17 protein-coding genes are annotated in these 24,478 nt (G+C 69.0%); 11 read left to right on the forward strand and 6 right to left on the reverse strand.

Annotated elements, in window-relative coordinates:
• Nucleotides 1-6: 6 nt before the first annotated feature.
• From OV427_RS44375 to OV427_RS44385, 3 genes are read right to left on the reverse strand one after another with little or no spacing between them, the layout of a single operon-like run.
• The gene (locus tag OV427_RS44375) at nt 7-3,204 is read right to left on the reverse strand and encodes a DUF4215 domain-containing protein (RefSeq protein WP_267862292.1); all 3,198 of its coding nucleotides are present in this window, start codon (nt 3,202-3,204) and stop codon (nt 7-9) included.
• 8 nt (nt 3,205-3,212) lie between these two features.
• Complete coding sequence (locus OV427_RS44380; protein WP_267862293.1) at nt 3,213-4,511, reverse strand: hypothetical protein; 1,299 nt, start codon at nt 4,509-4,511, stop codon at nt 3,213-3,215.
• Nucleotides 4,512-4,528: 17 nt separating this feature from the next.
• Nucleotides 4,529-7,426 (reverse strand): serine/threonine protein kinase, encoded by a 2,898-nt coding sequence (locus tag OV427_RS44385; RefSeq protein ID WP_267862294.1) that lies wholly within the window; start codon nt 7,424-7,426, stop codon nt 4,529-4,531.
• A gap of 300 nt (nt 7,427-7,726) precedes the next feature.
• Between OV427_RS44385 and OV427_RS44390 the strand changes: the two genes are divergently transcribed.
• Both OV427_RS44390 and OV427_RS44395 read left to right on the forward strand, forming a co-directional pair.
• Nucleotides 7,727-8,242, forward strand: coding sequence for a hypothetical protein (locus tag OV427_RS44390; protein ID WP_267862295.1), 516 nt, complete (start codon nt 7,727-7,729; stop codon nt 8,240-8,242).
• Nucleotides 8,243-8,301: 59 nt separating this feature from the next.
• Nucleotides 8,302-8,466 carry a ribbon-helix-helix domain-containing protein gene (locus OV427_RS44395; RefSeq protein ID WP_015349436.1) on the forward strand — a complete coding sequence of 55 codons (165 nt, stop codon included), beginning with the start codon at nt 8,302-8,304 and terminating at the stop codon, nt 8,464-8,466.
• A gap of 27 nt (nt 8,467-8,493) precedes the next feature.
• On the opposite strand, the gene OV427_RS44400 is transcribed toward OV427_RS44395, so the two are convergent.
• Nucleotides 8,494-9,342, reverse strand: a complete 849-nt coding sequence (locus OV427_RS44400) for a tRNA pseudouridine synthase A (protein WP_267862296.1) — start codon at nt 9,340-9,342, stop codon at nt 8,494-8,496.
• 44 nt (nt 9,343-9,386) lie between these two features.
• On the opposite strand from OV427_RS44400, the gene OV427_RS44405 reads away from it, so the two are divergent.
• From OV427_RS44405 to clpX, 3 genes are all read left to right on the forward strand, one after another.
• Complete coding sequence (locus OV427_RS44405; RefSeq protein WP_420718331.1) at nt 9,387-10,325, forward strand: AgmX/PglI C-terminal domain-containing protein; 939 nt, start codon at nt 9,387-9,389, stop codon at nt 10,323-10,325.
• Between the two features lie 27 nt (nt 10,326-10,352).
• Nucleotides 10,353-11,009: a hypothetical protein gene (locus OV427_RS44410; protein ID WP_164001921.1), complete on the forward strand. Its 657-nt coding sequence runs from the start codon at nt 10,353-10,355 to the stop codon at nt 11,007-11,009.
• Between the two features lie 223 nt (nt 11,010-11,232).
• On the forward strand, nt 11,233-12,510 hold the full coding sequence (gene clpX, locus OV427_RS44415; RefSeq protein ID WP_164001923.1) for an ATP-dependent Clp protease ATP-binding subunit ClpX: 1,278 nt from the start codon (nt 11,233-11,235) through the stop codon (nt 12,508-12,510).
• Between the two features lie 66 nt (nt 12,511-12,576).
• Here the strand turns inward: clpX and OV427_RS44420 are convergent, their stop codons facing one another.
• On the reverse strand, nt 12,577-13,953 hold the full coding sequence (locus OV427_RS44420; protein WP_267862298.1) for a sensor histidine kinase: 1,377 nt from the start codon (nt 13,951-13,953) through the stop codon (nt 12,577-12,579).
• 365 nt (nt 13,954-14,318) lie between these two features.
• On the opposite strand from OV427_RS44420, the gene OV427_RS44425 reads away from it, so the two are divergent.
• On the forward strand, nt 14,319-16,322 hold the full coding sequence (locus OV427_RS44425) for a protein kinase domain-containing protein (protein ID WP_267862299.1): 2,004 nt from the start codon (nt 14,319-14,321) through the stop codon (nt 16,320-16,322).
• A 22-nt stretch (nt 16,323-16,344) separates the two neighbouring features.
• On the opposite strand, the gene OV427_RS44430 is transcribed toward OV427_RS44425, so the two are convergent.
• Complete coding sequence (locus OV427_RS44430) at nt 16,345-17,865, reverse strand: Hsp70 family protein (RefSeq protein WP_267862300.1); 1,521 nt, start codon at nt 17,863-17,865, stop codon at nt 16,345-16,347.
• A gap of 276 nt (nt 17,866-18,141) precedes the next feature.
• Here OV427_RS44430 and OV427_RS44435 point away from each other — a divergent pair, with 276 nt between their 5' ends.
• The 5 genes from OV427_RS44435 (at nt 18,142) to nla6 (ending at nt 24,386) form a co-directional block, all read left to right on the forward strand.
• Entirely contained in the window at nt 18,142-20,388 is a 2,247-nt protein-coding gene (locus OV427_RS44435) for a PrkA family serine protein kinase (RefSeq protein WP_267862301.1), read from the forward strand.
• A gap of 139 nt (nt 20,389-20,527) precedes the next feature.
• A complete protein-coding gene (locus OV427_RS44440; RefSeq protein ID WP_267862302.1) occupies nt 20,528-21,406 on the forward strand; it encodes a S1 family peptidase in 879 nt (292 codons plus the stop codon).
• 93 nt (nt 21,407-21,499) lie between these two features.
• Nucleotides 21,500-21,952 carry a deoxycytidylate deaminase gene (locus tag OV427_RS44445; RefSeq protein ID WP_267862303.1) on the forward strand — a complete coding sequence of 151 codons (453 nt, stop codon included), beginning with the start codon at nt 21,500-21,502 and terminating at the stop codon, nt 21,950-21,952.
• A gap of 295 nt (nt 21,953-22,247) precedes the next feature.
• Entirely contained in the window at nt 22,248-22,865 is a 618-nt protein-coding gene (locus OV427_RS44450) for a histidine kinase dimerization/phospho-acceptor domain-containing protein (RefSeq protein WP_267862304.1), read from the forward strand.
• Between the two features lie 81 nt (nt 22,866-22,946).
• Nucleotides 22,947-24,386, forward strand: coding sequence for an enhancer binding protein Nla6 (nla6, locus tag OV427_RS44455; RefSeq protein WP_267862305.1), 1,440 nt, complete (start codon nt 22,947-22,949; stop codon nt 24,384-24,386).
• The last annotated feature ends 92 nt before the right edge of the window (nt 24,387-24,478 follow it).

The raw sequence follows: 24,478 nt of genomic DNA on the forward strand, positions 1-24,478 counted from the left end.
TGGGCTTCAGGGCGTGCCGCACAGTCCGTCAGCGCCGCAGGTCAGCCCGTCCTCACAGTCCGCGTTCTTCGTGCAGCCGACCCCCTCCGGGCAGTCCTGTCCCAGGCCACCGGTCATGCTTTCCACCGTGAAGCGGGCGTTCTGCACGAACTCGATGGCGGGCTGGTTGCCGAAGGCGCCGCTCCGGTCATTGACGAGCTCCACCGTCCTCGAGTTCGCCTGGGCCGTGGCCGTGATGTCGAGGGTGGAGGCGTTGTTGATGGCCGTCACGATGCCTTGCGCTATCTGGGCCTCACTGGTGTTGTTGGAGACGGCGACGCGGACGTTACCCGGATAGGTGCTGCCGTTCCTGTCGAACTCGAACACGACATAGGGGTTGCGACCGTCGGAGATGATGAAGAGCTCCGCATCCAATATGTCCCTGCTGGCGACGGCATTGATCCTTCCCCGGGCCGGAGCCAACTGGACGCGGGTGCACGTGGTATTGCAGGTGCCGCAGGTGTCGATGTTGCCGTCGTCGCACGTCTCTCCGGGGTTCAGCACACCGTCACCGCAGTACGCTCCGCTCAGCACCAGTGACTGCGAGCAGTCGGCCGCGCAGAGCGTGCAGTTCTTCTGGCCATAGGGGCACTCGGTCTCGTCGACGTTGTTGCCGTCGTCGCAGACCTCGCTCGCGTCGTTCTTCGAACCGTCGCCGCAGAAGGGGCCGGACAGGCTCAGCTCCCCATTGCAGGTGGAGTTGCAGGCCACGCAGTTGCGCGTGCCGTAGGCGCAGGAGGTCTCGTTGGTGGTGTTGCCGTCGTCGCAGACCTCGGTGCTGCTCTTGAAGCCGTCGCCACAGACGGGGCCGGTGAGCTCCAGTACCTCCATGCAGTCGGACCTGCACAGGGTGCAGCTCGCCGTGCCGTAGTCACAAGAGTCCTCCGTCGTCGTGTTGCCGTCGTCGCATGCCTCGTTGCCGTTGCGGATGCGGTCGCCGCACACCGGGCCCGTGAGGCTCAGCACGCCGGTGCAGGTGGAGTTGCAGGCGAGGCAACTCTGGGTGCCGTAGTCGCACGTGGTCTCATTGGTGTTGTTGCCGTCGTCGCACGCCTCGCTCGGATCCTTCCGGCCGTCGCCGCAGAAGGACCCGGTCAGCTCCACCGGGGCCGTGCACGTGGCGTTGCACTTCGTGCAGGTGCGGGTGCCGTAGTCGCAAGAGGTCTCCGTGATGGTGTTGCCGTCGTCACACACCTCGCGCGGGTCGTTCTGCTGGCCGTCGCCGCAGTAGCGGCCGGTGAGGTTGAGGGACGCGGAGCAGGTGGCATCACACGACCGGCAGTTCTTCGTGCCGTACTCGCACTCCGTCTCCGTCACTTTGTTGCCGTCGTCGCACGCCTCGCTCGCGTCGTTCTGGCTGCCGTCGCCGCAGAAGCGGCCGGTGAGCGTGAGGGGCGCGCCGCAGGTGCTGTTGCACAGCGTGCAGTTCGCGGTGCCGTAGGGGCACTCGGATTCGGTGTTGGTGTTGCCGTCGTCACACACCTCGCTGTCGTCGTTCTTCGCGCCGTCGCCGCAGAAGCGGCCGGTGAGCTTGAGCGACGTCGCGCAGGTCGCATCACACGTCGTGCAGTTGCGGGTGCCGTAGACGCACTCGGACTCGGTGGTGTTGTTGCCGTCGTCGCACACCTCGCTGTCGTCGTTCCGGGCGCCGTCGCCGCAGTAGCGGCCGGTGAGCGTGAGGGGGGCCGAGCACGCCGCGTTGCAGCGCGTGCAGTTACGCGTCCCGTAGGTGCACTCCGTCTCGGTGAACCGATTGCCGTCGTCGCACGCCTCCACGGTGGGGCCTTCCAGGTCCACGAAGCTGTCGCCGCAGGTGTTGCGCACGCAGCCCTTGAGGCAGTCGTCCTCCTCGGTGTCGTTGCCGTCGTCGCACTCCTCGCGCGCGGCCGCGTTGTGGTGGCCGTCGCCGCAGAAGGCGGGCGTGCAGTCGGAGTCACAGAAGGAGGAGTCTCCGCCGGAGTCGCACGCCTCGTTGGCGTTTACGTTGAGCAGGCCGTCACCGCAGAGGGGCAGGGTGCAGTCCGAGTCGCAGGTGATGGAGTTGCCGCCCGTGTCGCACTGCTCGCCCCGCGCGGGGTTGCGGAAGCGGTCACCGCAGAAGGCGATGGTGCAGTCGGCGTCGCAGTTGGCGGAGTTCACCGCGCCCTCGTTGTCGCACTGCTCGCTGGCGCTGACGTTCACGAAGCCGTCGCCGCAGGCCTGCACGGTGCAGTTGGCGTTGCACTCCGGTGACTCGCCCGCCGTGTCGCACTGCTCCAACCCGGGGGACTGCCGGTCGGTGACGCCGTCGCCGCAGCGGGGCAGCTTGCAGTTGTGGAGGCAGTTGTCGGTGTCGACGGCGTTGCCGTCGTCGCACTCCTCGTCCAGGTCGCGCACGCCGTTGCCGCAGCCCTCGCCCGAGCGGCAGTCGGAGGCACAGCCGTCGCCATCCGCGGCGTTGCCGTCGTCACACACCTCCCCGGCCGCGACATCAATGATGCCGTTGCCGCACGACTCGTCGGAGCGGCAGTCGGAGCCGCAGCCGTCGCCGCTCTCGTTGTTGCCGTCGTCGCACTTCTCGCCCCGGGCGACGTCGACGATGTTGTTGCCGCAGCTCTCCTCGGAGCGGCAGTCGCCGCTGCACCCGTCGCCGCTGTCGTTGTTGCCGTCGTCGCACTTCTCGCCGCGGGTGACGTCCACGTAGCCGTTGCCGCAGAACTCCGTGGAGAGGCAGTCCGCGCTGCAGCCGTCGCCCGAGCGCGAGTTGCCGTCATCGCACTTCTCGCCCACGCTGCTGTCCACCGTGCCGTTGGCGCACATCTCGCTGGAGCGGCAGTTGGCGCTGCAGCCGTCATCGTTCTGGGTGTTCCCGTCGTCGCAGACCTCGTTGGCGACGACGTCCACGGTGCCGTTGCCGCAGGTCTCGTTCGAGCCACAGTCCGCGCTGCAACCGTCGCCCGCGAGGATGTTGCCGTCGTCGCAGTCCTCACCGGCCTGGACGATGCCGTCGCCACAGGAGTCTTGGATGCACACGTCCTGTCGGGCCGCGCACTGCTGGCCGGAGGGACAGACGAGGCCCGAGGGGCACGTCACGCTCTCCGGCTTCACGCAGGAGAGGAACGGCAGCACCAGCGCGAGCAGGACGAGCAGCCCGGGGGACAGGGAAGGGGAGGCGTTGCGTCGCATGGTGGGCCTCAGAAACGGAACGTCGCGGAGGCGCCGCCGCCGCCAGCGCCGAGGAGGGGGGTAACGCTCGCCGACGGCTTCGTGGCCTCGGACGGGTCGACCTGGTGGGGTTGGAGCCGGTTGAGGTAGACGAGCACCGCGCCCGTCACCAGTGCCGCGCCGCCCACGGCGTATCCGGCGAAGGCGCCCTTCTGGAAGGTGTCTCCGCGGGTGCGCTGGTCCGCGACGGCGGGCTCCGGCACACAGCCCCCGCAGCTTGCAATCGCCGTGTCGAAGCGGGAGTAGTCGTCACGGGCCATCATGTGCAGCAGTCCTCCGCCCGCCGCGAGCGCAGCGCCAGCGCCCACCACCGCCCAGGGCTTCCACGCGGACCACTTCCTCCGATACTGGATGAGGTCCTCGGAGGTGAACATCTTGAGGTCCAGCGTCACCTTCTCGCCCGGGGACATCGTGCGGCTCTGCTCCTGGGTGAGGTAGCCCTCCCCGGTGGCGACGAGCGAATGCGGGCCAGCGCGGACCCAGCCCGAATGGCGTCCGGGGCCCATGAACAGGGGCCTGCCGTCCATCACCACCGAGGCCCCCGGTGTCTCGCAGGAGATGTCCACCCAGGCGAGCTGCTTCTCGACGAGCGCCTTGTACGCGCGGGCGCTCTCCAGCTTCTCGGCGTCCAGCGGTGCCTCGCCGTAGCGCATCGCCGCCTCCAGGTGCTCGCGGACCTCGATGGGCTGGTCCAGGTTCAGCAGCGCCAGCGCCAGGTTGTAGTGGATGGCGGGGTGGTCCCACGACGCGAGCGCCTGCCGGTACTGCTCCGCCGCCTTCAGGAAGAAGGACTCCTTCAGCAGCGCGTTGGCCGAGCGGAACAGGTCGATGGCGACCTGCTGCTTCGGCTGGGGCACGCCCCGGGCCCAGGGGCGCTCGTCGCCGGACAGCACCACCGACGAGCGTCGCTCGGCGGGCGTGATGTCCGGAGGCGTGGCGGCGGCCGCGGACGCCTCGGGCGCTGTCACCTCCAGGGGCTCCGCAACAGGTTCGGCGGTGGGCTCGGCGGGAGTGGCCGCCGCGCCCTTGCGGAGGCGGCGCTTCGTCGTCTTGGCGGCGCGCGGAGCGTCCGGAGCCAGCGGGTCGGAGGACTTCGCGGCCTTGCGCACGCGCTTCGTCCCGTTCGCGGAAGAGGAAGGCTTCACGCCCTTGCGCACTGGCTTCTTCGTCGGGGCCGAGGCCGGGGACTCGCCCTGCGCGGCGGCCGGAGTCGCCACGGGCACCAGGAGCGCGAGCGACAGGAGGAGTCCGATTGTGGAGCGCTTCATCACCATTCCCGTGGGCTTCACTTCAACTCGTCGATGACGGGGCTGCCGAGCTGGGTCTGCAGGCGCTGGACGCGCTCCTGCTCCCGGCGCAGCAGGGACTGGAGCTGCTTCGCGGCATGGATGGCTTCATCCTGGGCCTTGCGCGCGGCCACGGCGTTCTTCTCCGCGTACCGCTTCGCGAAGCGCGCCTTGAGCTGCGACTTGTTGGCGTTCTCCAGCGCGTCCAGCAGCTCGTCGTTCTTGCGCTGCAGCTCGTCGTTGGCGACGGCGACCTGGGCATTGGCGGCCTCGGCCTCTTCCTGGGCCTTCTGCCGCTGCAGCTCCTTGGCCTGTACCTCGGCCAGGCGCGTGCGCGCCACCGTCTCCGCCTCGCGCGCCTCGGACTCGGCGCTCTTGGCGATGACGGCCTGGCGCTCGGCTTCCTGCTGCGCGTTGCGGATGACCACCAGCGCAATCACCGCGGCGAGCGCCAGGATGCCGAGGAACGCCGTGCTGCCGATGACGAGCGCCCGGCGGCGGCGCGCGGACTTGAGTTCCTGGGCGAGGACGTGCTCCAGGAAGTCCCGCTGGAGCTTCGGCAGCTCCCCGCGGTAGCGCCGCTGGAAGCGCCGCGCCTCCTCCACCACCTCACCGCGCCACAGCAGGCCGGCGTCGAAGCCCTTCGCCTGCCACTGCCGGGCCGCGTTGCGCAGCTGCTCCAGGAAGGCCGTGTCCTCCTGGCCCTCGTCCAGCCACCGGCGCAGCGTGGGCCAGCTGTGCAGCAGCGACTCGTGCACCAGTTCCACCGTCGCGCCCGTGGCGCCGCCTCCCGTCTGCACCACCAGCAGGCGCGCCTGGACGAGGTGGTCGATGAGGCGCTGGATTTCGCCCGCGTCCTTCGCCAGCTCGCGCAGCTCCCCCATGGAGACGATGGCGCGCGTGCGCTCCGGCGTCACCAGGCGCAGGAAGACGGCCCGCACCAGCGCCTGCTGCGCGTGGGACAGCTCCCCGAGGACGCTGTCGGCGTGGGTGGCGAGCGCTCCGGCGATGCCGCCCATGGACTGGTAGCTGCGCTCGGTGAGCACCTTGCTCGCCGTGTCGCGCTGCTCCCACAGCAGCGTCGCCGCGAACTGGAGGAGCGGCAGTGCGCCCTGCGTCGCGTCGAGGTGCTCGAGCATGTGCTCCACGAGCTGCGGCGTCTCGAAGCGGTAGCCGGCCATCTCCGCCGGCTGCACCAGCGCGTCGCGCAGGCCCTCGCGGTTGGGCGGAGAGAGGAAGAAGAGGCCCTGGCTCAGCTCCGCCATGAAGCGCTCGTCCTCGGACACCCGGTCCAGGAAGTCGGAGCGCAGGGACAGCACCACGCGCACGGGGGACGTGGCGTCGTCCGCGAGGCCCGCGAGGCACGCGGTGAAGGCCAGGCGCTCCTGCGCGTCCGGCACCAGCGTGTAGAGCTCCTCGAACTGGTCCACGAAGAGCAGCAGCTTGCGGCGCGAGCGACGGGCGCGGCTGCGCAGCACGGTGCCGACGTAGCCGGGCTCCTGGGCCAGGCGCTCGACGAGCTGTCGCTGCTCCTGGATGTCGCCCTCCAGCGTGGTGGAGCTGCTCACCAGGGGCGCGACGATGCTGGCCAATGCCGCCAGCGGCTGGCGGCCGGGGCGGATGACGAGCGACTCCCACTTCTCGCCGGAGCGCTTGAGCACGGGCACGAGCCCGGCGCGTACGAATGACGACTTGCCCGTGCCAGAGGGCCCGACGATGGCCAGTAGCGGCCGGTCCTGGATGCGGTTCACCAGCGCGGCGATTTCGCGCGAGCGGCCGAAGAAGCGGTCCGCGTCCGACTCCTGGAAGGAGCTGAGGCCCGCGTAGGGGCTCTCGTCGACGCGCAGCTCCCGGCTGTAGCGGCCGGGGAGGAAGGGCTCCAGCGCCTGCAGCAGCGACGCCGCGTCCGGGAAACGCTCATCCTTGGGCTTGTAGAGACAGCGGTCCACGACGGCCGCCAGGTCCGGCGGCACGTCCGGACACATGTCGCCCAGGCGGGGCATGGGCTCGTCGAGCTGCGCCGTCACCATGAGCTGCGGGCCGTACAGCGGGTCCAGCGGGTGCTTTCCGGCCAGCATCCGGAACAGCATGATGCCCACCGCCCAGATGTCCGTGCGGTGGTCGATGTCCACGCCGATGCCCCACTGCTCCGGGGACATGTACGGCATGGTTCCCATGATGGCGCCGGTGCGCGTGAGCTCGGCCTTCTCCCGGCCACCGTCGGCGTCAGCGGGTGCGGGCTCGGCGGGCCGGGCCTCGTCGAGGTCCACCTCCACCGAGGACTCCGCCCCCTGGAGCACCTTGGCGATGCCGAAGTCCAGCACCTTGATGCCGCCCGAGTCGGTGACGATGACGTTGTCGGGCTTGAGGTCACGGTGGACGATCTTCCGCTCGTGCGCGCACACGAGGGCGCGCACGACGGGCACCATCAATTCCACGGCGCGCGAGGGCGGCAGGCGTTGGCTGCCCTTGACCAGCTTGTTGAGCGGCTGGCCCTGGAGGAACTCCAGCACCATGTACGGGCTGCCCTGGAACTCGCCGACCTCGTAGATGATGACGATGTTCTCGTGGCTGCACAGCGCGGTGGCCTGCGCCTCGCGGATGAAGCGCCGGGTGACGTCCGGGTCCGTCGTGTGCAGGAACTTGATGGCCACGCGGCGGCCCAGCCGGGTGTCACGCGCGAGGAAGACGGTGCCCATGCCGCCACTGCCGAGCTGGCGGATCAGCTCGTAGTGGTGGATGCGCGTACCGGGCCGGGGCAGGTGCTCCTGTCCCTCCGACGGCGTGTCCCCGTACGACGGGCTGGAGGAGATTTCCCCCGTGCCCGAGCCGGTGTTCGGCGTGAACAGGGAGTCCACGTCGGCGGCGATGGTTCGCTCTTCTGCTTCGAAGGCCACGGCTTCCTCGTGCCCCACTGGGCGCTCGTCCCCCTCCCACCGTGGCTTCCAACCTGGAAGACCTTGGTGAAGGGGCTACACGCCGTTTCAGGAATGGCGGCATTTTCATCGTCGCCTCACAGGAACCGCAAGACGCGGAGCGCTAGAGCCCGGTGTGACTTCAAGTGGGGGTCAGCAGGGGAGGGGACGCCTGCTCCACTCATGGCCGGCGAACGCTGGTAGAACGCGCGCCCACCGATGATTCCCGAGCGCCGCGTGATGACTGGATGGGGGTCCTGGCTGACACACGGGGTATCCACGATGCTCCCGCTCCTCGTGGTGGCGCTGCCCTCCGCGGCCTCGGCCGCGGAGCCCGTCGACACGCCCTACTACGAGGACCGCCGCGCCCTCTCGCTGATCCTCGGACCGGGCGTCGCGTACACCGAGTACATCGACCGGGGCGACGGCGACGCGGAGAAGGGCGCGGACGCGCACCTGGACCTCGCGGGCACCCGCACCGTGGGCTACGACGGGGACGAGGTCTTCGTGCTGATCCGCGGCAGCCTGCGCGGGCCGGATCTGTCGTTCGCCGGGGGCTACCGGAACTTCTTCGGTGTCGACGCGTGGCAGACCTTCTTCGACGTGGGCGTCCTCGTGAGGCCGTTTTCTGGGCCGTGGGTGGGGCCTCGCGTAGGTTTGGGCCTCAGACACACCTTCTCCGAGCGGCTCGCGGTGTTCGGCGGGCTGGGACTCACGCTCGGGTTCGGATCAGGCCTGCGCGGGGATGCCGAAGCCTTCACCGGGGTGCAGTGGATCTTCCCGGTCGGATCGCAGTGAAAAAATTGCGATCCCCGAGGTCTGTGAGATGGTGTGCGCATCTGTAGGAGGTCGCGCACTTGGACATGAATCCCCGCCTCACCTCAGTGGTCTTCCGGCTGAACCGCGAGAAGCTCGATGCCCTGAAGGAGCTGTCGCGCTCCACGCGCATCCGTCAGAGCGAGTACCTGCGGGAGGCCATCTCGGACCTGCTGGCGAAGTACGAGGAGCGGCTGGTCGACTGACGACCGCTGCTCGGACCCCGCCGCGCGTCACCCCGAAACGAAGGGTGGCTCCAGCGGAAGCCCCGGAGGGTGGAGGCGCTCTGCGGCGGTGAAGGGGTCCAACCCGGGAGGGTAGCGCACCTCCCAGAGCATCAGGCCATGCGCGGGCGCCTTGAAGCCCTCCACGGCCGACCCCGTCTCCAGCGCCGCCATCCACGCCTCTTCTGGCAGCAGTCCCGCCGCCACCTTCAGCGCGCTCCCCACGAGGTAGCGCACCTGGTAGCGCGCGAAGCCGTCCCCGCCCAGCTTCGCCTCGTAGAGCCCCCCGCCCAGCGCCTGCAGGGTGGCGGACTCCAGGGTGCGCGGCTTTCGGGGGCTGGACTTCTCATGGAAGGCGATGAAGTCCCGCGTCCCCACCGCCTGGCCCAGCAGAGCCTCCAGCCGCTCGGGCGTCACCCGTGCGCCGCGCTGCAAGAGCGGCTCACCGGCGACGTCCAGCGAGTAGGGCGCCCACGCAGCGTCGGGAGTCCCGCCCAGCCGCAGCCGGTAGCGGTACGCCTTGCCGCTCGCGCTCCACTGCGCATGGAAGGAGCCGGGCCGGCGCACCGCGCACAGTCCCAGGCCATCCGGCAGGCGGGCGGGCAGCCGCTTCTCCAGCGCTTCCGCCGAGTCCCCCGGCTCCAGCCGCACGCTCACCACCTGCATCCGCGCGTGGACGCCCCTATCTGTGCGCCCCGCAGGCATGATGGTGGCCGGCACGCCGACGGACGCCAGCGCCTCCTCGAGCGACGCCTGCACGGTGGGCCCCTCCGGCTGACGCTGGAAGCCACGGAAGTTTCCGCCGCGGTACCAGATCCACAGTGCGACGGGAATCCGCTTGGAAGTCGATTGGAGCACGGCGTTGCGAGTGTGTGGGGGAACACGGGATACTCGCGCGCGAAATGGCGGCCGGACAAGACTTTGTGGTGGATGTGGAAGGACATTGGCTCTTTCGACAGGGGGACCTCGTCCTGGGGCCCGTGAGCGGCGGGCAGATTGTCGAGAAGCTCGTCTCGGGGGAGCTGACCCCGGACACGCCGGTGGCTCCCGCGGGGGAGCGCCACTTCCAGCGCATGGCGGATGTGGACGCCTTCCGGGTGCACGTGGCCCGCGCGGAGGCCCGCGCGCGCGTGGACGCCGCCGTCCTGGTGGAGCGCGAGAAGTCCCGCAAGCGGCTGACCTATCTTGGTGCCGGCGCGGGCGTGCTGGTGGTGCTGCTGGGCGTCGGTGGACTGTGGGTGGCGCGCAACGCCGCCGTCTACGGGTGGCTCGGCGGTGAGGAGGAGTTCGACGGCATCGAGATGGAGCCGCCCACCATCCGTCTCGCCCAGGCCCGCGCCGACGAGGAGGAACTCTTCGAGTACCCCACCAACGGCACGCGCCGTCCGGGGACGGAGCCGGGCTCCACCACGAAGCCCGCCACCGGCACCACCGGCACCACCGGTACCGGCAAGACGGCCGTGGCCTCCGCCACCCGCGCCGACCCGAAGCGCCCGCCGCGCCCGGCCGGCAGCGTGAGCACGGACCCGGACGGCCTGGAGATGACGCAGCAGTTCGACCAGTCCGCCATCAACCGGGTGGTGGCCGGCAACAAGTCCACGCTCTTCAAGTGCCTGAAGGACGAGGCCGAGCGCACGCCGGGCCTCTACGCGAAAATCCCCCTGGAGTTCGTCATCGGCAACGACGGCAAGGTGTCCAAGCTCTGGGTGGACAACCCGCAGTTCAAGAACGGGCCCCTCTACGAGTGCCTCTTCAAGGAACTGCAGAAGTGGCCCTTCCGGGCGTACGAGGGCGAGCGCGCCACGGTGGGCCTGTCGTTCACCATCGGCAAGCGGGGGTAGGGACACTTTCTTGCCCACCCCCCGGGCATGGCCGATACCAGGGCCATGTCCGCTGCTTCCGTTGCCGAGGTCGAGATTGCGAAGAAGGCGCTGAGCGTTCCCCCGGGGACCTTCCGGCACACCGTGCTGGTGGCCGCCAAGCGCTTCAAGTCCACCTGGGCCGAGCTGGGCCAGTTGCTCGTTCAGGTCCGGGACGAGGCCAAATTCGAGGAGTGGGGCTATCCCACCTTCGAGGCCTACTGTCTCAAGGAGCTGCACATCAAGAAGCAGACGGCCCTGAAGCTCACCCGGTCGTTCAGCTTCCTGGCCAAGCACGAGCCCGAGGAAGAGCTCAAGGCGCAGGAGTTCCCCGAGAAGGCGCCTGCCTTCGAGGTGATTGAAGTCCTGGCCGACGCGGAGGAGCGGGGGCAACTCTCACCCACCGAGTACAAGTCCCTCCGCGACAGCATCTGGAGCCCGGAAAAGTCCCCGACAGAGCTGAAGAAGGAGTTCACCGAGCGCTTCCCGCGCCCGGCCCCCGAGCCCCCGCCGGAGAGCGCCCAGGTGCGCAAGCTGGCGCAGATGGCTCGGAAGCTCGCCAGTGAGCTGGCGGGGTGCCGTCGGATCCCGAACGCCGTCGCCGAGCGAGCGTCCGCCCTGGCCGAGGACGTGGAGGACATCGCCGCGGGCGTGACGGACGCCTGAACCGCTGTTACTGAACGCTGACCCGTGGCCGGGCATGTACGCTCGGCAACGGGCCTGTACCGCCGGGCTTCCTGCCCGAAGGGGAGGGCCCTATAGTGGTTCAGGGCCCCATGTAGGTGGGCCTGACGGCTGTTCGAGACGTGGGCAGGCCGTGAGGGTAGGGGAGCGGTGGACGGCGTAGTAGGCTCCGGGGGACCCGGGGTCGGCGAACTCGGAGGCGGCAGTGAAGAAGGAGCACCACGTCAACCTGTCCTGTTCGTTCTGCGGAAAATCGCAGCGCGAGGTCCGCAAGCTGATTGCCGGGCCGACGGTCTACATCTGCGACGAGTGCATCAAGCTCTGCAACGACATCATCGCGGATGAGAACGAGCGAGAGGAAGGCAAGCCCCAGGTCTCCCTGCCGACACCGGCGGAGATCAAGGCGTTCCTCGACGACTACGTCATTGGCCAGGACCAGGCGAAAAAGGTCCTCGCGGTGGCGGTGTACAACCACTACAAGCGCATCTACCAGAAGAAGCCGGCCGCCCGGCCGCGCCCCGGAGTGAAGAGTCCCGGCGGCGAGGACGTGGAGCTGAGCAAGAGCAACATCCTGCTCATCGGTCCCACGGGCAGCGGCAAGACGCTGCTGGCCCAGTCCCTGGCGCGCTTCCTCAATGTTCCCTTCACCATCGCCGACGCGACCAGCCTCACCGAGGCCGGCTACGTGGGCGAGGACGTGGAGAACATCATCCAGAACCTCCTCCACAACGCCGACTACGACGTGGAGAAGGCCGCGCGCGGCATCGTCTACATCGACGAGATCGACAAGATTGCCCGCAAGGGTGACATGCCGAGCGCCACCCGCGACGTCGGCGGCGAGGGCGTGCAGCAGGCCCTGCTGAAGATCATCGAGGGCACCCGCGCCAACGTCACGCCGCGCGGCGGGAAGAAGTACAACCAGCAGGAGTACGTCCAGGTCGACACGACGAACATCCTCTTCATCTGCGGCGGTGCCTTCCACGGCATCGACGGCGTCATCAAGCGCCGCGTGGGTGAGAAGGGCCTGGGCTTCGGCGCGAAGATCACCCACCGCGAGGAGCGCAGCGTGGGCGAATTGCTGGCGCTGACGGAGCCGGAGGACCTGATGAAGTTCGGGATGATTCCCGAGTTCATCGGCCGCCTGCCCATGATCGCCACGCTGAACGACCTGAAGGAAGAGGACCTCGTCATCATCCTCTCGCAGCCGAAGAACGCGCTGGTGAAGCAGTACCAGAAGCTCTTCGAGATGGAGAAGGTGAAGCTGACCTTCACCAAGGAAGCGCTGCGCGCCATTGCCCGCGAGGCGATGCGCCGTCACTCCGGAGCGCGCGGCCTGCGCGCCATCCTGGAGGACGCGATGCTGGAGATCATGTACGACGTGCCGTTCCGCGAGGGCGTCAAGGAGTGCAAGATCACCGAGCAGGTGATCACCAAGCACGAGCCTCCGCAGCTCGTGATGGAGAAGGAGAAGAAGACGGCCTAGCCGCCGCGCTTCTCCTCGAAGCAAGAAGGCCCTTCTTCCCAGCCGGGAAGAGGGGCCTTCGCTATTTCAGGCCGCGGAGGCCGCGGCGGGGGCGGGCAGGGTGATGATGAACTCGGCGTACTCGCCGGGGGCGCTCTCCACGCGAATCTCGCCGTGGTGCTCCTGGACGATGTCGTGGCACAGCGACAGGCCCAGGCCGGTGCCCACGCCCGCGGGCTTGGTGGTGAAGAACGGGTCGAAGAGCTTCGCGCGCACGTGCTCGGGGATGCCGGTGCCGTTGTCGCGCACGCGCAGCTCGACCTTGTCTCCGAGGCGGCGGGTGCGGATGTGGACGGACGGGGTGAAGCCGACGCCGGCCTTCTGCTGCTTCTGCAGCGTCGCGTAGAAGGCGTTCTCGAGGATGTTGATGAACAGGCGGCTGATGTCGCTGGCCACCAGTTCCACCGTGCCCACGGTGGCGTCCAGCTCGGACTCGGTCTGCACGGTGGTGCCGCTCGAGCGGCTGCGCAGCCCCTGCACCGCCAGGCCGAGGCTGTCGCGCACCAGCGTGTTGAAGTCCGCGCGCGAGCGCGTCCCCTCGGAGCGGCGTGAGTGGCGCAGCATCGTCTTGATGATGTCCGACGCGCGCTTGCCGTGGGTGTGGATGCGCTGCGCATTCTGACGCAGGTCCTCCACGAGCCCCAGGGTGTCCTCCAGCGCCTCGGCATCCAGCTGGCCGCCCCGTCCGCGCAGCGTCTCCTCCAGCTCGATGGCCAACCGCGTGGACAGGTTGGAGAAGTTGGTGACGAAGTTGAGCGGGTTCTGCAGCTCATGGGTGATGCCGGCGGTGAGCGCGCCCAGGGACGCGAGCTTGTCCTGCGCCACCAACTGCTGCCGCAACTCCTCGACGTTGCGCTCCAGCGCCTCGTTCCGCTCCTTCAGGCGGGCGCACAGCGCGGCGTTCTCCAGGCAGACGGCGGCGTGGCGCGACAGCAGGCGCAGCAACGCCTGCCGCTCGTGCGTGAAGGGCCCGCGTGCGGCGTCGTTCTCCAGGTAGAGCGCGCCGGTGGCCGAGCCCTCCTTCACGAGCGGGCTGCACAGCAGGGACGCGGGCCGCGCGGCGCGGAGGAAGTAGGGGTCCTCGGAGAAGGCCTCACCGGACGCCATGTCGTGGAGGAGGACCGCCTCGCCCGTGCGCATCACGTGGAGGATGACGGAGGCCGGGAGCACGGTGCACGACTCCACCGGCACGGCCTGCTCCACCAGTACGTCCTCGGCCTCCGCCGAGCCCTCGGCCGCGATGATCAGGCCCTCGGGTTTCTTCAGGACGAGGACGCCGCGCCGCGCGCCGGTGTGCTCGAGGGCCCAGGTGAGCAGCCTGCCCATCAGCCTGCCCGGGACGAGCTCGCTGGAGAGCGCGCACGTCAGCTCGATGACAGCCTGGTAGCCGGGGACCTCGGTCATTGCTCCACCCGTGCGCGCCCAGGGGCGGCCCCCCGTGAGGTGCGAGGCTATCCCTGCCTTCCGGGGCTCGCAACCCAACCCGGTGTGGAGGGGGATGGAAGCACCCCGGGGCCCAGCATGCCCGGGCCCGGGCGTCGGGAATGATCCAGACGCGGGCGCGAGTACGCCGTGTCGGGTAGGGCGCGCTGACGGTGTCCCCTGAATGATCCGCCTGCCCGTCTGGCCAGGAAGGCAGGGTGATACCTGCGTGACGCAGTACCCCCGATAGACAGGGTGTGCGAAGATTCGCGCGTCTTTGCGGGAGCCCCCCACTCCCGTCGCACGGGGCGGACCCCCCCGAGGCCACCACCATGGATGAACACGGCATGTCCGATCGCCAGACCGTTGGCGGCAGGTACGTCCTGGAGCGACGCATCGCCGGTGGCGGCATGGGCACCATCTGGGTGGCGTTGGATCCCAAGCTCCAGCGTCACGTGGCGATGAAGCTGATGGCGTCCCACTGTGCCCCGGCTCCGCTCGCGCGCCAGCAGTTCGAGTGGGAGGCGCAGGCCATTGCCCGGCTGCAGAACCCGCACGTCATCCAGGTCCACGACTGCGACCTGTCCGGCGACACGCCCTACATCGTGATGGAGCTGCTCGACGGGGAGGACCTGGAGGCGCTCCTCAACCGCCGCGAGCGGCTGTCCCTGGCCATGGTGGACCGGGTCCTCACCCAGGCGGCCCGCGCGCTGACGGCCGCCCACGCCGCCGGCGTCATCCACCGCGACCTCAAGCCCGCGAACATCTTCCTCGCCCGCTCCGCCAGCGGCGAGCTGGTGAAGGTGCTCGACTTCGGGCTCGCGCTCCTGATGTCCGGGGGCGCGGCGAAGCCCCACCCGGACGAGGAGATGGCGGGCACGCCCCGCTACATGAGCCCGGAGCAGTTGCGCGGCATCGAGCCCCGGTTGGACCACCGCTGCGACCTCTGGGCGCTGGCCGTCGTCGCGTACCGCGCGCTCACCGGGCAGCACCCGTTCGCCCTCGAGTCCCTGCGGCAGATGCGCCTGGGCCAGGTGCCCCCGCCGCCTCCGCCGCCCTCCAGCATCGTCCCCGAGCTGGGCGCGGAGGTGGACGCCTTCTTCGCGCGCGCGTTGGACCCGGAGCCCTCGAAGCGCTACCAGTCCGCGCACGAGCTGGCCGCGGCCTTCACCTCGCGCGTGGACGCGGGCCGCCCGTCGCGCCCGGCGAAGGTGCTGGTGGTGGACGACGAGCCGGACATCGTCGTGCTGATGGAGCAGAGCTTCCGCAAGCAGATCCGCCGCTCCGTCTACCAGTTCCTCTTCGCCGCGGACGGTGAAGAGGCGCTGGAGCAGCTGCGCCAGCACCCCGACGTCCAGGTCGTCCTCTGCGACATCAACATGCCGCGCATGGACGGGCTCACCTTCCTGTCGCGCGTGGGCGAGGTCAGCTCGTTGACGCGGGTGATCATCGTGTCGGCCTACGGCGACATGAACAACATCCGCACGGCGATGAACCGCGGCGCCTACGACTTCATCACCAAGCCCATCGACTTCCCGGACCTGGAGACGACGCTCGTCAAGACGCTGAAGCACGTGCGCGAGCTGCGCAGCACCATCCGCTCCACGGAGGAGAACGGCCTGCTGCGCATGTTCGTCCCCGGCGGTGTGCTGGAGCGGCTGCCTCCGCTGCTGCAGGGCTCGGACGCGCTGGCGGGGGAGCGGGTGGAGGGCTCGGTGGTGTTCGTCGACGTGGACGCCTTCACCCCGGTGCTCCACCAGGAGCCACCCGCGGAGTCGCTGCGCCGGCTCAACGCCAACTTCGAGGCCATCGTCCCGGAGGTGCTGTCGCGGGGCGGTACGGTGGACAAGTTCATCGGGGACGCCGTCATGGCCGTCTTCCGGGGGCCGGGCCACGCGGACCGCGCGCAGGAGGCGTGCATCGCCATCCGCCGGCAGCTCGGCACGCTGGCGGACCGCGGCGGCGAGAGCGCCCCGTACGCCCACGGCGTCTGCATCGGCCTGGACTCGGGAGAGCTGGTGTCCGGCAGCATCGGTGCCAAGGCCTCGGGCCGGCTGGACTACACGGTGCTGGGCGACGTGGTGAACACCGCCTCGCGCCTCGCCGCCGTGGCCGTGCGGGGACAGGTGCTGGTCAGCGCCCGTGCTCGTGAGCTGGCGAAGCAGCCCTTCGAGTACACGCCCCTGGGCGAGCAGGCCCTGCACGGGGCGGGTGCGCCGGTGGCCGTCTTCGAGTTGGTGCGCCGCGAAGGCGACACCCGCGTGGCCCCGGACGAGGCCACGCCCTTCGTGCCGTCCCAGCCCCACGACGAGCCGGGGACGGCGGTGCGGGCGGCCGGGCCCTCCCGATAGCAGCGGGGGAGGGCAGGGCGCTTCAGCTCTGCGTCACCCGCACCGTGGTCTTCATCTCCTTGCCCGTGGACGGATCACGCGCGCGCATGGTGAGGATGCCTTCCACGTTCACGTCGAAGGTGATCTCCACCTGCACGCCGCCGGCGCGGGCCTGCTGGATGCCGGAGAAGGTGAACTCGCCGAGCAGGTCATTGCGCGCCACCAGATCGTGGTCGCCCTGGTAGATGCGCATGGCCAGCTCGGTCTGGTTGTCCATGCTGGTGGTGGCCAGCAGTTGCTTGGCGTTGGGGATGGGCGCGTTGCGCGGGAAGACGGTGTGGAACGCGCCGCCCGCCTTCTCCAGGCCGATGGCCATGGGAATCACGTCCAGCAGCTGGATGCGCAGGTTGGTGTCGTCCTGCAGCGAGTGCGCGTAGAGCGCCGCGCCAATGGCGACGGCCTCGTCCGGGTGCACGCCCTTGCTGGGCGGCTTGCCGAAGAACTTCGTCAGCCGGTCCTGGACGATGGGCATGCGCGTCTGCCCGCCCACCAGCATCACCTCGTCGACGTCCTTCGTGGACAGCCCGGAGTCCACCAGCACGCGCGCCACCATCTGCAGCGTGCGGTCCACGAGCTGGTTGGTGAGCTGCTCCAGCATCTTCCGGGTGAACTTCATCTCGATGTTCAGGGGCTGGCCCTGCGACGTCATCGTGATGAAGGGGATGTTGAACGGCACCTCCTCGCGCGCGGAGAGGTCGATCTTGGTGCGCTCGGCCAGGTCCTTGATGCGCTGCATGGCCACCGGATCCGTGGCCAGGTCGATGCCCGTCTTGGCCGCGAAGTCCTTGAGGACGTGGTGGATGATGGCGTTGTCGAAGTCGATGCCGCCCAGGAAGACGTCGCCGCCGGTGGACTTCACCTCGAAGACCCTGTCGCGGATCTCGATGATGGACACGTCGAACGTGCCGCCGCCCAGGTCGTAGATGACGACCTTCTCCTTGAGCCCCTTGCCCACGCCGTACGCCAGCGCCGCGGCGGTGGGCTCGTTGATGATGCGCACCACCTCCAGGTCGATGAGCTTCCCCGCGTCCTTCACCGACTGGCGCTGCCTGTCATTGAAGTAGGCGGGGACCGTCACGACGGCCCGCTTGATGGGCATCTTCAGGTAGTTGGAGGCGACCTCGCGGATCTTCGCCAGGATCTTGGCGCTGATCTCCTGGAGGGTGAACTCCTTCTTCCCCACGTCCAGGGTGACGTCGTTCTTCTTGCCGGGGCGCAGGTTGTACGCCACGACCTTCTTCATCGTCTCCACGACTTCGCTGCCGTAGGGCCGGCCCACCAGGCGCTTCGCACCGTAGACGGTGTTGCGCGGGTTGAGCTGCCACTGGCGCTTGGCCTCGTAGCCGATCAGCTCGTTCCCCTTGTCGTCGATCGCGAAGATGGAGGGGATGGTGTACTCGCCCCCCTTGTAGGGGATGAGCTTGACGTTCCCGCTGTCCTCGACAATGGCCGCGCACGAATTCGTCGTGCCGAGGTCGATGCCGATGATGGGCTCCTTGTGCATCGTACTTGGACTCCGGGGTGGGGGGGCCGCAGGGAGGAAGAATGGACGCTATCTCACCGCGAACACCTGCGCGAGTATGCTTACACCCTGGTCCCCTGCTCCCCCGGGTGGGAGGCATGGCCCCTCGCCAGGGTGGACCGCGTGGCCCCGAACAGACGCCCTGACGGGGGCTGGACATCCGCGCGGCCGGCGGAAAAGTTCGTGGCGTGACGGGGCCGTGCGGCCGTCCGGCGCCATGGCTAGATCGAACTGACCCCGTACCGAGGAGAGACACCCGTGGACGCGAAGGGCTATCTGCAGGAAGTGGGCGCGCAGGTGAACGCCGACTTCGTCAAGAACCGGTCGATCCTGTCCTTCGAGGAATACCTCTCCCTGTTCTTCAACGACCCGAAGGCCCAGGCGCGCAATGCCGCCCAGTACCTGCGGGACGTGATGGACCACTTCGGCACGGTGACGGCGCCGCATCCCACCGGCACCATCCGGCGCTTCAAGGTGTTCGACGCCCCGGGGGGCGACAAGGGCGACCGGGTGGCCGGCCAGGAGGAGGTGCAGAATTCCATCTACCGCCTGCTCGGCAACTTCGTGCGCGCCGGCCGCATCAACAAGCTCATCCTCCTGCACGGCCCCAACGGCAGCGCCAAGTCCACCCTCGTCAACGCCCTCAAGGAGGGCATGGAGGCGTACTCGCGGCAGCCGCAGGGGGCGCTCTACCGCATCGCCTGGGTCTTCCCGTCGGAGAAGCTCATCAAGGGCTCCATCGGCTTCGGCGAGCGCGACACCGGCCAGGAGGAGGTGACCACCTACGCGCACCTGGACGCGGAGTCCATCGACCTGCGGATGCCGTGCGAGCTCAGGGACCACCCGCTCTTCGCAGTGCCGCCAGGCGAGCGTCGCAAGCTCCTGGAGACCGCCCTCAAGAAGAAGGGGCTGGGCAACGGGGACGGGGAGACGGGCGACTTCATCCTCTCCGACTACGTGCGGGACGGGGAGCTGTGCTCCAAGTGCCGCCGCATCTACACCGCGCTGCTCAACTCGTACGGCGGGGACTGGCTGAAGGTGATGCGCCACGTCCAGGTGGAGCGCTTCTACGTCTCGCGCCGCTACCAGGTGGGCACGGTGACGGTGGAGCCGCAGATGAGCGTGGACGCCATGGTCCAGCAGATCACCGCGGACCGCACCCAGCTCAACGTGCCCGCCCCCCTGCACAGCACCGTCCTCTACGAGCCGCACGGCCCCCTGGTCCACGCCAACCGGGGCCTCATCGAGTACGCGGACCTGCTCAAGCGGCCGCTGGAGGCCTTCAAGTACCTGCTCGGCTTCAGCGAGACGGGCGAGGTGCCATTGGAGCCCTTCGTCCTCCAGTTGGACGAGGTGCTCATCGCCTCCGCCAACGAGAAGCACCTGGGCGCCTTCAAGGAACTGCCGGACTTCGCGTCCTTCAAGGGGCGCATCGAGCTGGTCCGCGTGCCGTACCTGCGCCGCTACCGGACGGAGCAGCAGATCTACGACGCGCAGATCACCGCGACCACCGTGGGCAAGCACGTGGCACCCCACGCCACGGAGGTCGCCTCCATGTGGGCCGTGCTCACCCGCCTGAAGAAGCCCATTCCGGATCGCTACCCCAACGACGTGAAGGAGCTCATCGACCACGTCACGCCGGTGGAGAAGCTGCACCTCTACGAGGAGGGCGCCCCGCCGGACCGGCTGAGCCTGGCCAACACCAAGGAGCTCAAGAAGCTGCGCGAGGAGCTCTTCACGGAGTCGGACGCGTACCCCAACTACGAGGGCCGCTCGGGCGCCAGCGCGCGCGAAATCAAGACGGCGCTGTTCAACGCCGCGCAGAACCCGGACTACAAGTGCCTCAACGCCCTGGCCGTGCTGGAGGAGCTGGAGGCCATCTGCAAGGACAAGAGCGTCTACGAGTTCCTCCTGCAGGAGGTGGTGGACGGCTACCACGACCATGACGCCTTCGTGCGCGTGGCGGAGGCCGAGTACCTGGACCGGGTGGACGGCGAGGTCCGCGAGTCCATGGGCCTGGTCTCCGAGGGGCAGTACCGCGAGCTGGTGGAGCGCTACATCCAGAACGTCAGCCACTGGGTGCGCGGCGAGAAGATGCGCAACCGCATCACCGGGGAGATGGAGAAGCCGGACGAGCAGCGCATGGCCGAGGTGGAGGCCATCGTCATGCCCAGGGGCGAGGAGGCCGCCGAGTTCCGCCGAGGCCTCATCTCCGCCATCGGCGCGCACCGGCTGGACAATCCGGACCTGGAGATCGACTACCCGCGCATCTTCCCGGACATGTTCCGGCGCCTGAGGGACCACTACTTCGAGGAGCGCAAGCGGGTGCTGCGCAAGAACAAGGAGAACGTCCTCAAGTACCTCTCCGAGGACCGCAACCAGCTCACCCCGCGCGAGCAGACGCAGGTGCAGAGCACGCTCAAGACGATGTCGGAGCGCTACGGCTACTGCGAGTTCTGCGCGAAGGACGCCATCCTGTTCCTGATGAAGAAGCGCTACGGGTGAAACACACCTTCGCATGAGCGGGCAGGCGGACGGGGCCACGCCGGACGCCTGCTTCCAATGCCGGGAGAGGCCCGGGATGATTCGGGCTGCAAATGAGTTGAACCTCGCAGCGCAGCCGTCCCCCCTCGCCGGAGAGTCGATGAGCCGCTTCTTCCCGGGTGTCCCCGCCCTGCTTGCCCTCGTGTCTTGCGCCAGCGCTCCCTCGCAGCCGGCCGCCAGCGCTCCCGCGCCCCTGGCGGCTCCGGTCGTGGAGCGTGTCGTCGCGAAGGTCGAGGCCCCGCGTCCCTCGCGCAAGGAGCAGGTGCGGCGCATCCTCCCGCACAACGTACGGCTGCAGATTGCGGAAGGCGGCAAGGCGCGCAGCACCGCGTCGGGCGTGGTGGTGGGCTCCGAGCGTGACGAGCAGGGCAGGGCGGTGGCCTGGGTCGTCACCAACGCGCACGCGGTGGAGATGGACCACCTGAAGGACCCCGTGCTGCACGTGCTGGTGGACCGCCAGGGCGACGTGCTCGAGCACACCGGCGAAGTGGCGGCCACGGGCCACGTGCCGGAGCTGGACCTGGCGCTGGTGCGCGTGCCGGGCCTGGAGCTGCCGGCGGTGGAATTGGCGGACGACGCGGAGCTGGAACTGGGCGAGGACGTCGTGGTCGCGGCGTCCCCCTTCGGCCGCGCGCTGTCGCTGTCCGGCGGCATGCTGTCCCAGGTGGAGTGGGACAAGGAGACGAAGCGCCCGAAGATGGTGAAGACGGATGCGCCCATCGGCTACGGCGCGTCGGGCGGCGGCATCTTCAGCCTGGAGACGGGCCGGCTGCTGGCCATCGTCGAGGGCTACCGCACCGCGAAGGTGGACTTCGCGGTGCAGGAGCAGAACTACAGCTTCGACGTGCCCATGCCCGGTGAGACGTTCGCCGCGCCCAGCGCCAAGGTGCGCCAGTTCCTCCAGGGAAAGGGCTTCGCGCGGCTGCTCGAGCGCGCGGCCGCCACCGAGGGCGGCGTGGCGCAGGCGGCCGGGCGTTAGGCAGCCCACGAAGCGGGCTCCGGGGCCGTCCGGGCCCCGGTGGAGAACTGGAATCCCGTCCCGGCCGGGTTACACCCCGGCCGGGAGGTAGGGATGTCCGGACGCGTTTCGTGGGATCAGTACTTCATGGACATCGCGAAGCAGGTGGCCACGCGGGCCACGTGTGATCGCAAGCACGTGGGCGCCGTCATCGTGCGCGGAAGGACAATCCTTTCCACGGGCTACAACGGCTCCATCCGCGGCCTGCCGCACTGCGACGACGTGGGCCACATGATGGAGAACGGCCACTGCGTGGCCACCGTCCACGCCGAGGCCAACGCCATCATCCAGTCGGCCACCAACGGCGTCAGTATCGACGGGGCGACCATCTACACCACCGCCAGCCCCTGCTGGCCGTGCTTCAAGCTGATCGCCAACGCGGGCCTGGTGCGCATCGTCTTCGGCGAGTTCTACCGGGACCCGCGCATCTTCGAGTTCGCCGCCCGGCTCAAGCTCGAGCTCGTCGGCCTGGGCGAGGCCGCGCGCCCCCCGCCGACGACGGCGTGAATCGTACCTTCGTCCAATGCCAAACACCGGGCCGCCCGCGCTGATCGCGGATGGCCCGGATTCGTCGGCTGACGGACACTCGGGAGCCCCTCCAAGTGGGCGTCCCTCCACGGGAATTTGCCGCTTCCGGCAAGAATTACCGACCCAGGGTTGACGTTCCGGAAGGGGCTCCCTAACTCTTGGCACCGGTAAGGGCGGCGGCGTTGGAAGGCGGCAAAAACCCGAGGAGTTTCCGTTGGTTAGCTCGACGGCTGTGTCCAGTTCCGCACCTTCTGTCCAGGAGTCGGTGGACCCCATGGTGGGCGCGGCCCGCTATGGCGCGGTCCCCACGCTGATGGACAGCCTGATGCACGACGTGCGCAACCCGCTGAACGCGCTCGCCATCCACCTGGAAGTCCTGTCGGAGAAGCTGAAGGCGGAGACGGGGCAGGTGCCTCCGTCGCAGGAGAAGAACCTCAAGGCCATGCGCGATCAGATCCAGCGCGTGGACGGCATCCTGAAGTTGTTCTCCGAGTTCGTGGTCCACCGCGTCGCGACGCCGGGTGAGGCCGACCTGTCCGAGGCCACCACACGCGCGCTGGGCGTGCTGGGCCACGAGGGCCGCAAGCGCCGGGTGCAGGTGCAGTCGGCGGTGGAGGCCGGGGTGCGGGTGCGGCTGCCGGACACGTCGGACGTGGGCTTCTTCCTCGTGCAGTCGCTGCTGCGCGCCTTCCGACGGGCGGAAGGGGGCGGGTCGGTGCGGGTGCTGGTGCGCGCGGACGGGCCCCATGCGGTGCTGGAGGTGGAGGACTCGGGCAGCGCGGCCGAGCCCATGCCGGAGGTGGTGGCGGCGCTGGAGCTGCGCTGTGCGCAGCTGGGCGTGGAGCCGCAGATCCGCGGCGGTCAGTGCCGGCTGGTGTTCCCTCGCGGCTAGAGCGCCGTTCCTGGCTCACGGCGGCGTCTTTTTCGGATTCAGACAACTTCGCGTCACGACGCAGTACGGGAGGTCTTCATCTTGGGTAGCGCACGAATCCTGGCCGTGGATGACGAACGCGACACGTGCGAGGCGCTGGCGGAGATGCTCAGCACCTGGGGTCACAAGGTCGAGATCGCATTCGACGGGCATGACGCCCTCCGCAAGGCGGGCGAGTTCCGGCCGGACGTCGTCCTGTCGGACCTGGCCATGCCGGAGACGGATGGCCTGTGGCTGCTGCGCAACCTGAAGGAAGAGCTGCCGGATTGCCCGGTGGTGTTCCTGACGGGACGCGGCACCATCGACGCCGCCGTGGAGGCCATCCGCGAGGGCGCCTACGACTTCATCGTCAAGCCGCTCGACACCGCGCGGCTGAAGGTCTGCATCGACCGGGCGCTGGAGAAGAAGGAGACGATGCGCGAGGTGCAGACGCTGCGCAGGCGGCTGAAGCAGCTCGGCTCCTCGGACCTCATCGCCCAGTCCGCGAACATGCGGAAGGTCATCGAGCTGGTGGAGAAGGTGGCCCCGTCCAAGGCCAGCGTGTCCATCAGCGGCGAGTCCGGCACGGGCAAGGAGGTCGTGTCGCGCGCGGTGCACAACCTGTCCCTGCGCCGCGACAAGCCCTTCATCGCCATCAACTGCGCGTCCATTCCGGCCACGCTCATCGAGTCCGAGCTGTTCGGCCACGAGCGCGGCGCCTTCACCGGCGCGGATCAGCGCCGCCCCGGCGTGTTCGAGATGGCGCACGGCGGCACGCTGTTCCTGGACGAGCTGGGCGAGATTCCCCTGGAGCTGCAGGCCAAGCTCTTGCGCGTCCTGGAAGAGGGGAAGCTGCGCCGGCTGGGTGGCAAGGTGGAGATTGAGGTCGACGTGCGCGTGCTGTGCGCCACCAACCGCGACCTCAAGCAGGAGATCAAGGCGGGCCGCTTCCGCGAGGACCTCTACTTCCGCCTCAACGTGTTCCAGATCCACCTGCCGCCCCTGCGCGAGCGGCGCGAGGACGTCCCCATCCTGGTCCAGCACTTCGTGGACAAGTACCGCGGGGACTCGGCCAAGCGCGTCAACGGCGTGCACCCCGAGGCCATGGAGGTCCTGAAGAACTACGAGTGGCCGGGCAACATCCGCGAATTGCGCAACGCGGTGGAGCGCGCGGTGATCCTCTGCGACGGGGAGCTGATCACCCGCGAGCACCTGCCGCCGGACATGGCTGGCAAGGCCCCGGAGCGCCACACCTTCCGGCTGCCCTTCGGCTTGAGCCTGGACGCGGTGGAGCGCGAGTACATCCTCGGCAGCCTCCAGCGCAACGGGAACAACAAGGCCCGGACGGCGGAGGTGCTCGGGGTGAGCGAGAAGACGCTCTACAACAAGCTCAATCGCTACGCGGCCGAGGCCCGGGCGCAGCAGCCGGGAGGCCACGGCGGCCCGCTGGGCGGGCAGGGAGGCGACGGACCCATGGGCGCCAACAGCCTGGTCGTTCGCTGACCTGTCAGGTAGGAATTCCCCTCCGGATTCCGCACGCTTGGCGGGACTCGGAGGGGGCTCGAAAGGTGAGCCCGAACAGGGCCCTTCCAGCC

Origin of the sequence: Pyxidicoccus sp. MSG2 (assembly GCF_026626705.1) — a bacterium.
In the GTDB taxonomy this organism is placed as follows: domain Bacteria; phylum Myxococcota; class Myxococcia; order Myxococcales; family Myxococcaceae; genus Myxococcus.

Bases quoted from the DNA above. Each gene is read 5' to 3' on its own strand.
- OV427_RS44375 (WP_267862292.1), bottom strand. From the start codon at position 3,204: ATGCGACGCAACGCCTCCCCTTCCCTGTCCCCCGGGCTGCTCGTCCTG.
- OV427_RS44380 (WP_267862293.1), bottom strand. From the start codon at position 4,511: ATGAAGCGCTCCACAATCGGACTCCTCCTGTCGCTCGCGCTCCTGGTG.
- OV427_RS44390 (WP_267862295.1), top strand. From the start codon at position 7,727: ATGCTCCCGCTCCTCGTGGTGGCGCTGCCCTCCGCGGCCTCGGCCGCG.
- OV427_RS44405 (WP_420718331.1), top strand. From the start codon at position 9,387: ATGGCGGCCGGACAAGACTTTGTGGTGGATGTGGAAGGACATTGGCTC.
- OV427_RS44410 (WP_164001921.1), top strand. From the start codon at position 10,353: ATGGCCGATACCAGGGCCATGTCCGCTGCTTCCGTTGCCGAGGTCGAG.
- OV427_RS44420 (WP_267862298.1), bottom strand. From the start codon at position 13,953: ATGACCGAGGTCCCCGGCTACCAGGCTGTCATCGAGCTGACGTGCGCG.
- OV427_RS44425 (WP_267862299.1), top strand. From the start codon at position 14,319: ATGTCCGATCGCCAGACCGTTGGCGGCAGGTACGTCCTGGAGCGACGC.
- OV427_RS44430 (WP_267862300.1), bottom strand. From the start codon at position 17,865: ATGCACAAGGAGCCCATCATCGGCATCGACCTCGGCACGACGAATTCG.
- OV427_RS44440 (WP_267862302.1), top strand. From the start codon at position 20,528: ATGAGCCGCTTCTTCCCGGGTGTCCCCGCCCTGCTTGCCCTCGTGTCT.
- OV427_RS44445 (WP_267862303.1), top strand. From the start codon at position 21,500: ATGTCCGGACGCGTTTCGTGGGATCAGTACTTCATGGACATCGCGAAG.
- OV427_RS44450 (WP_267862304.1), top strand. From the start codon at position 22,248: ATGGTGGGCGCGGCCCGCTATGGCGCGGTCCCCACGCTGATGGACAGC.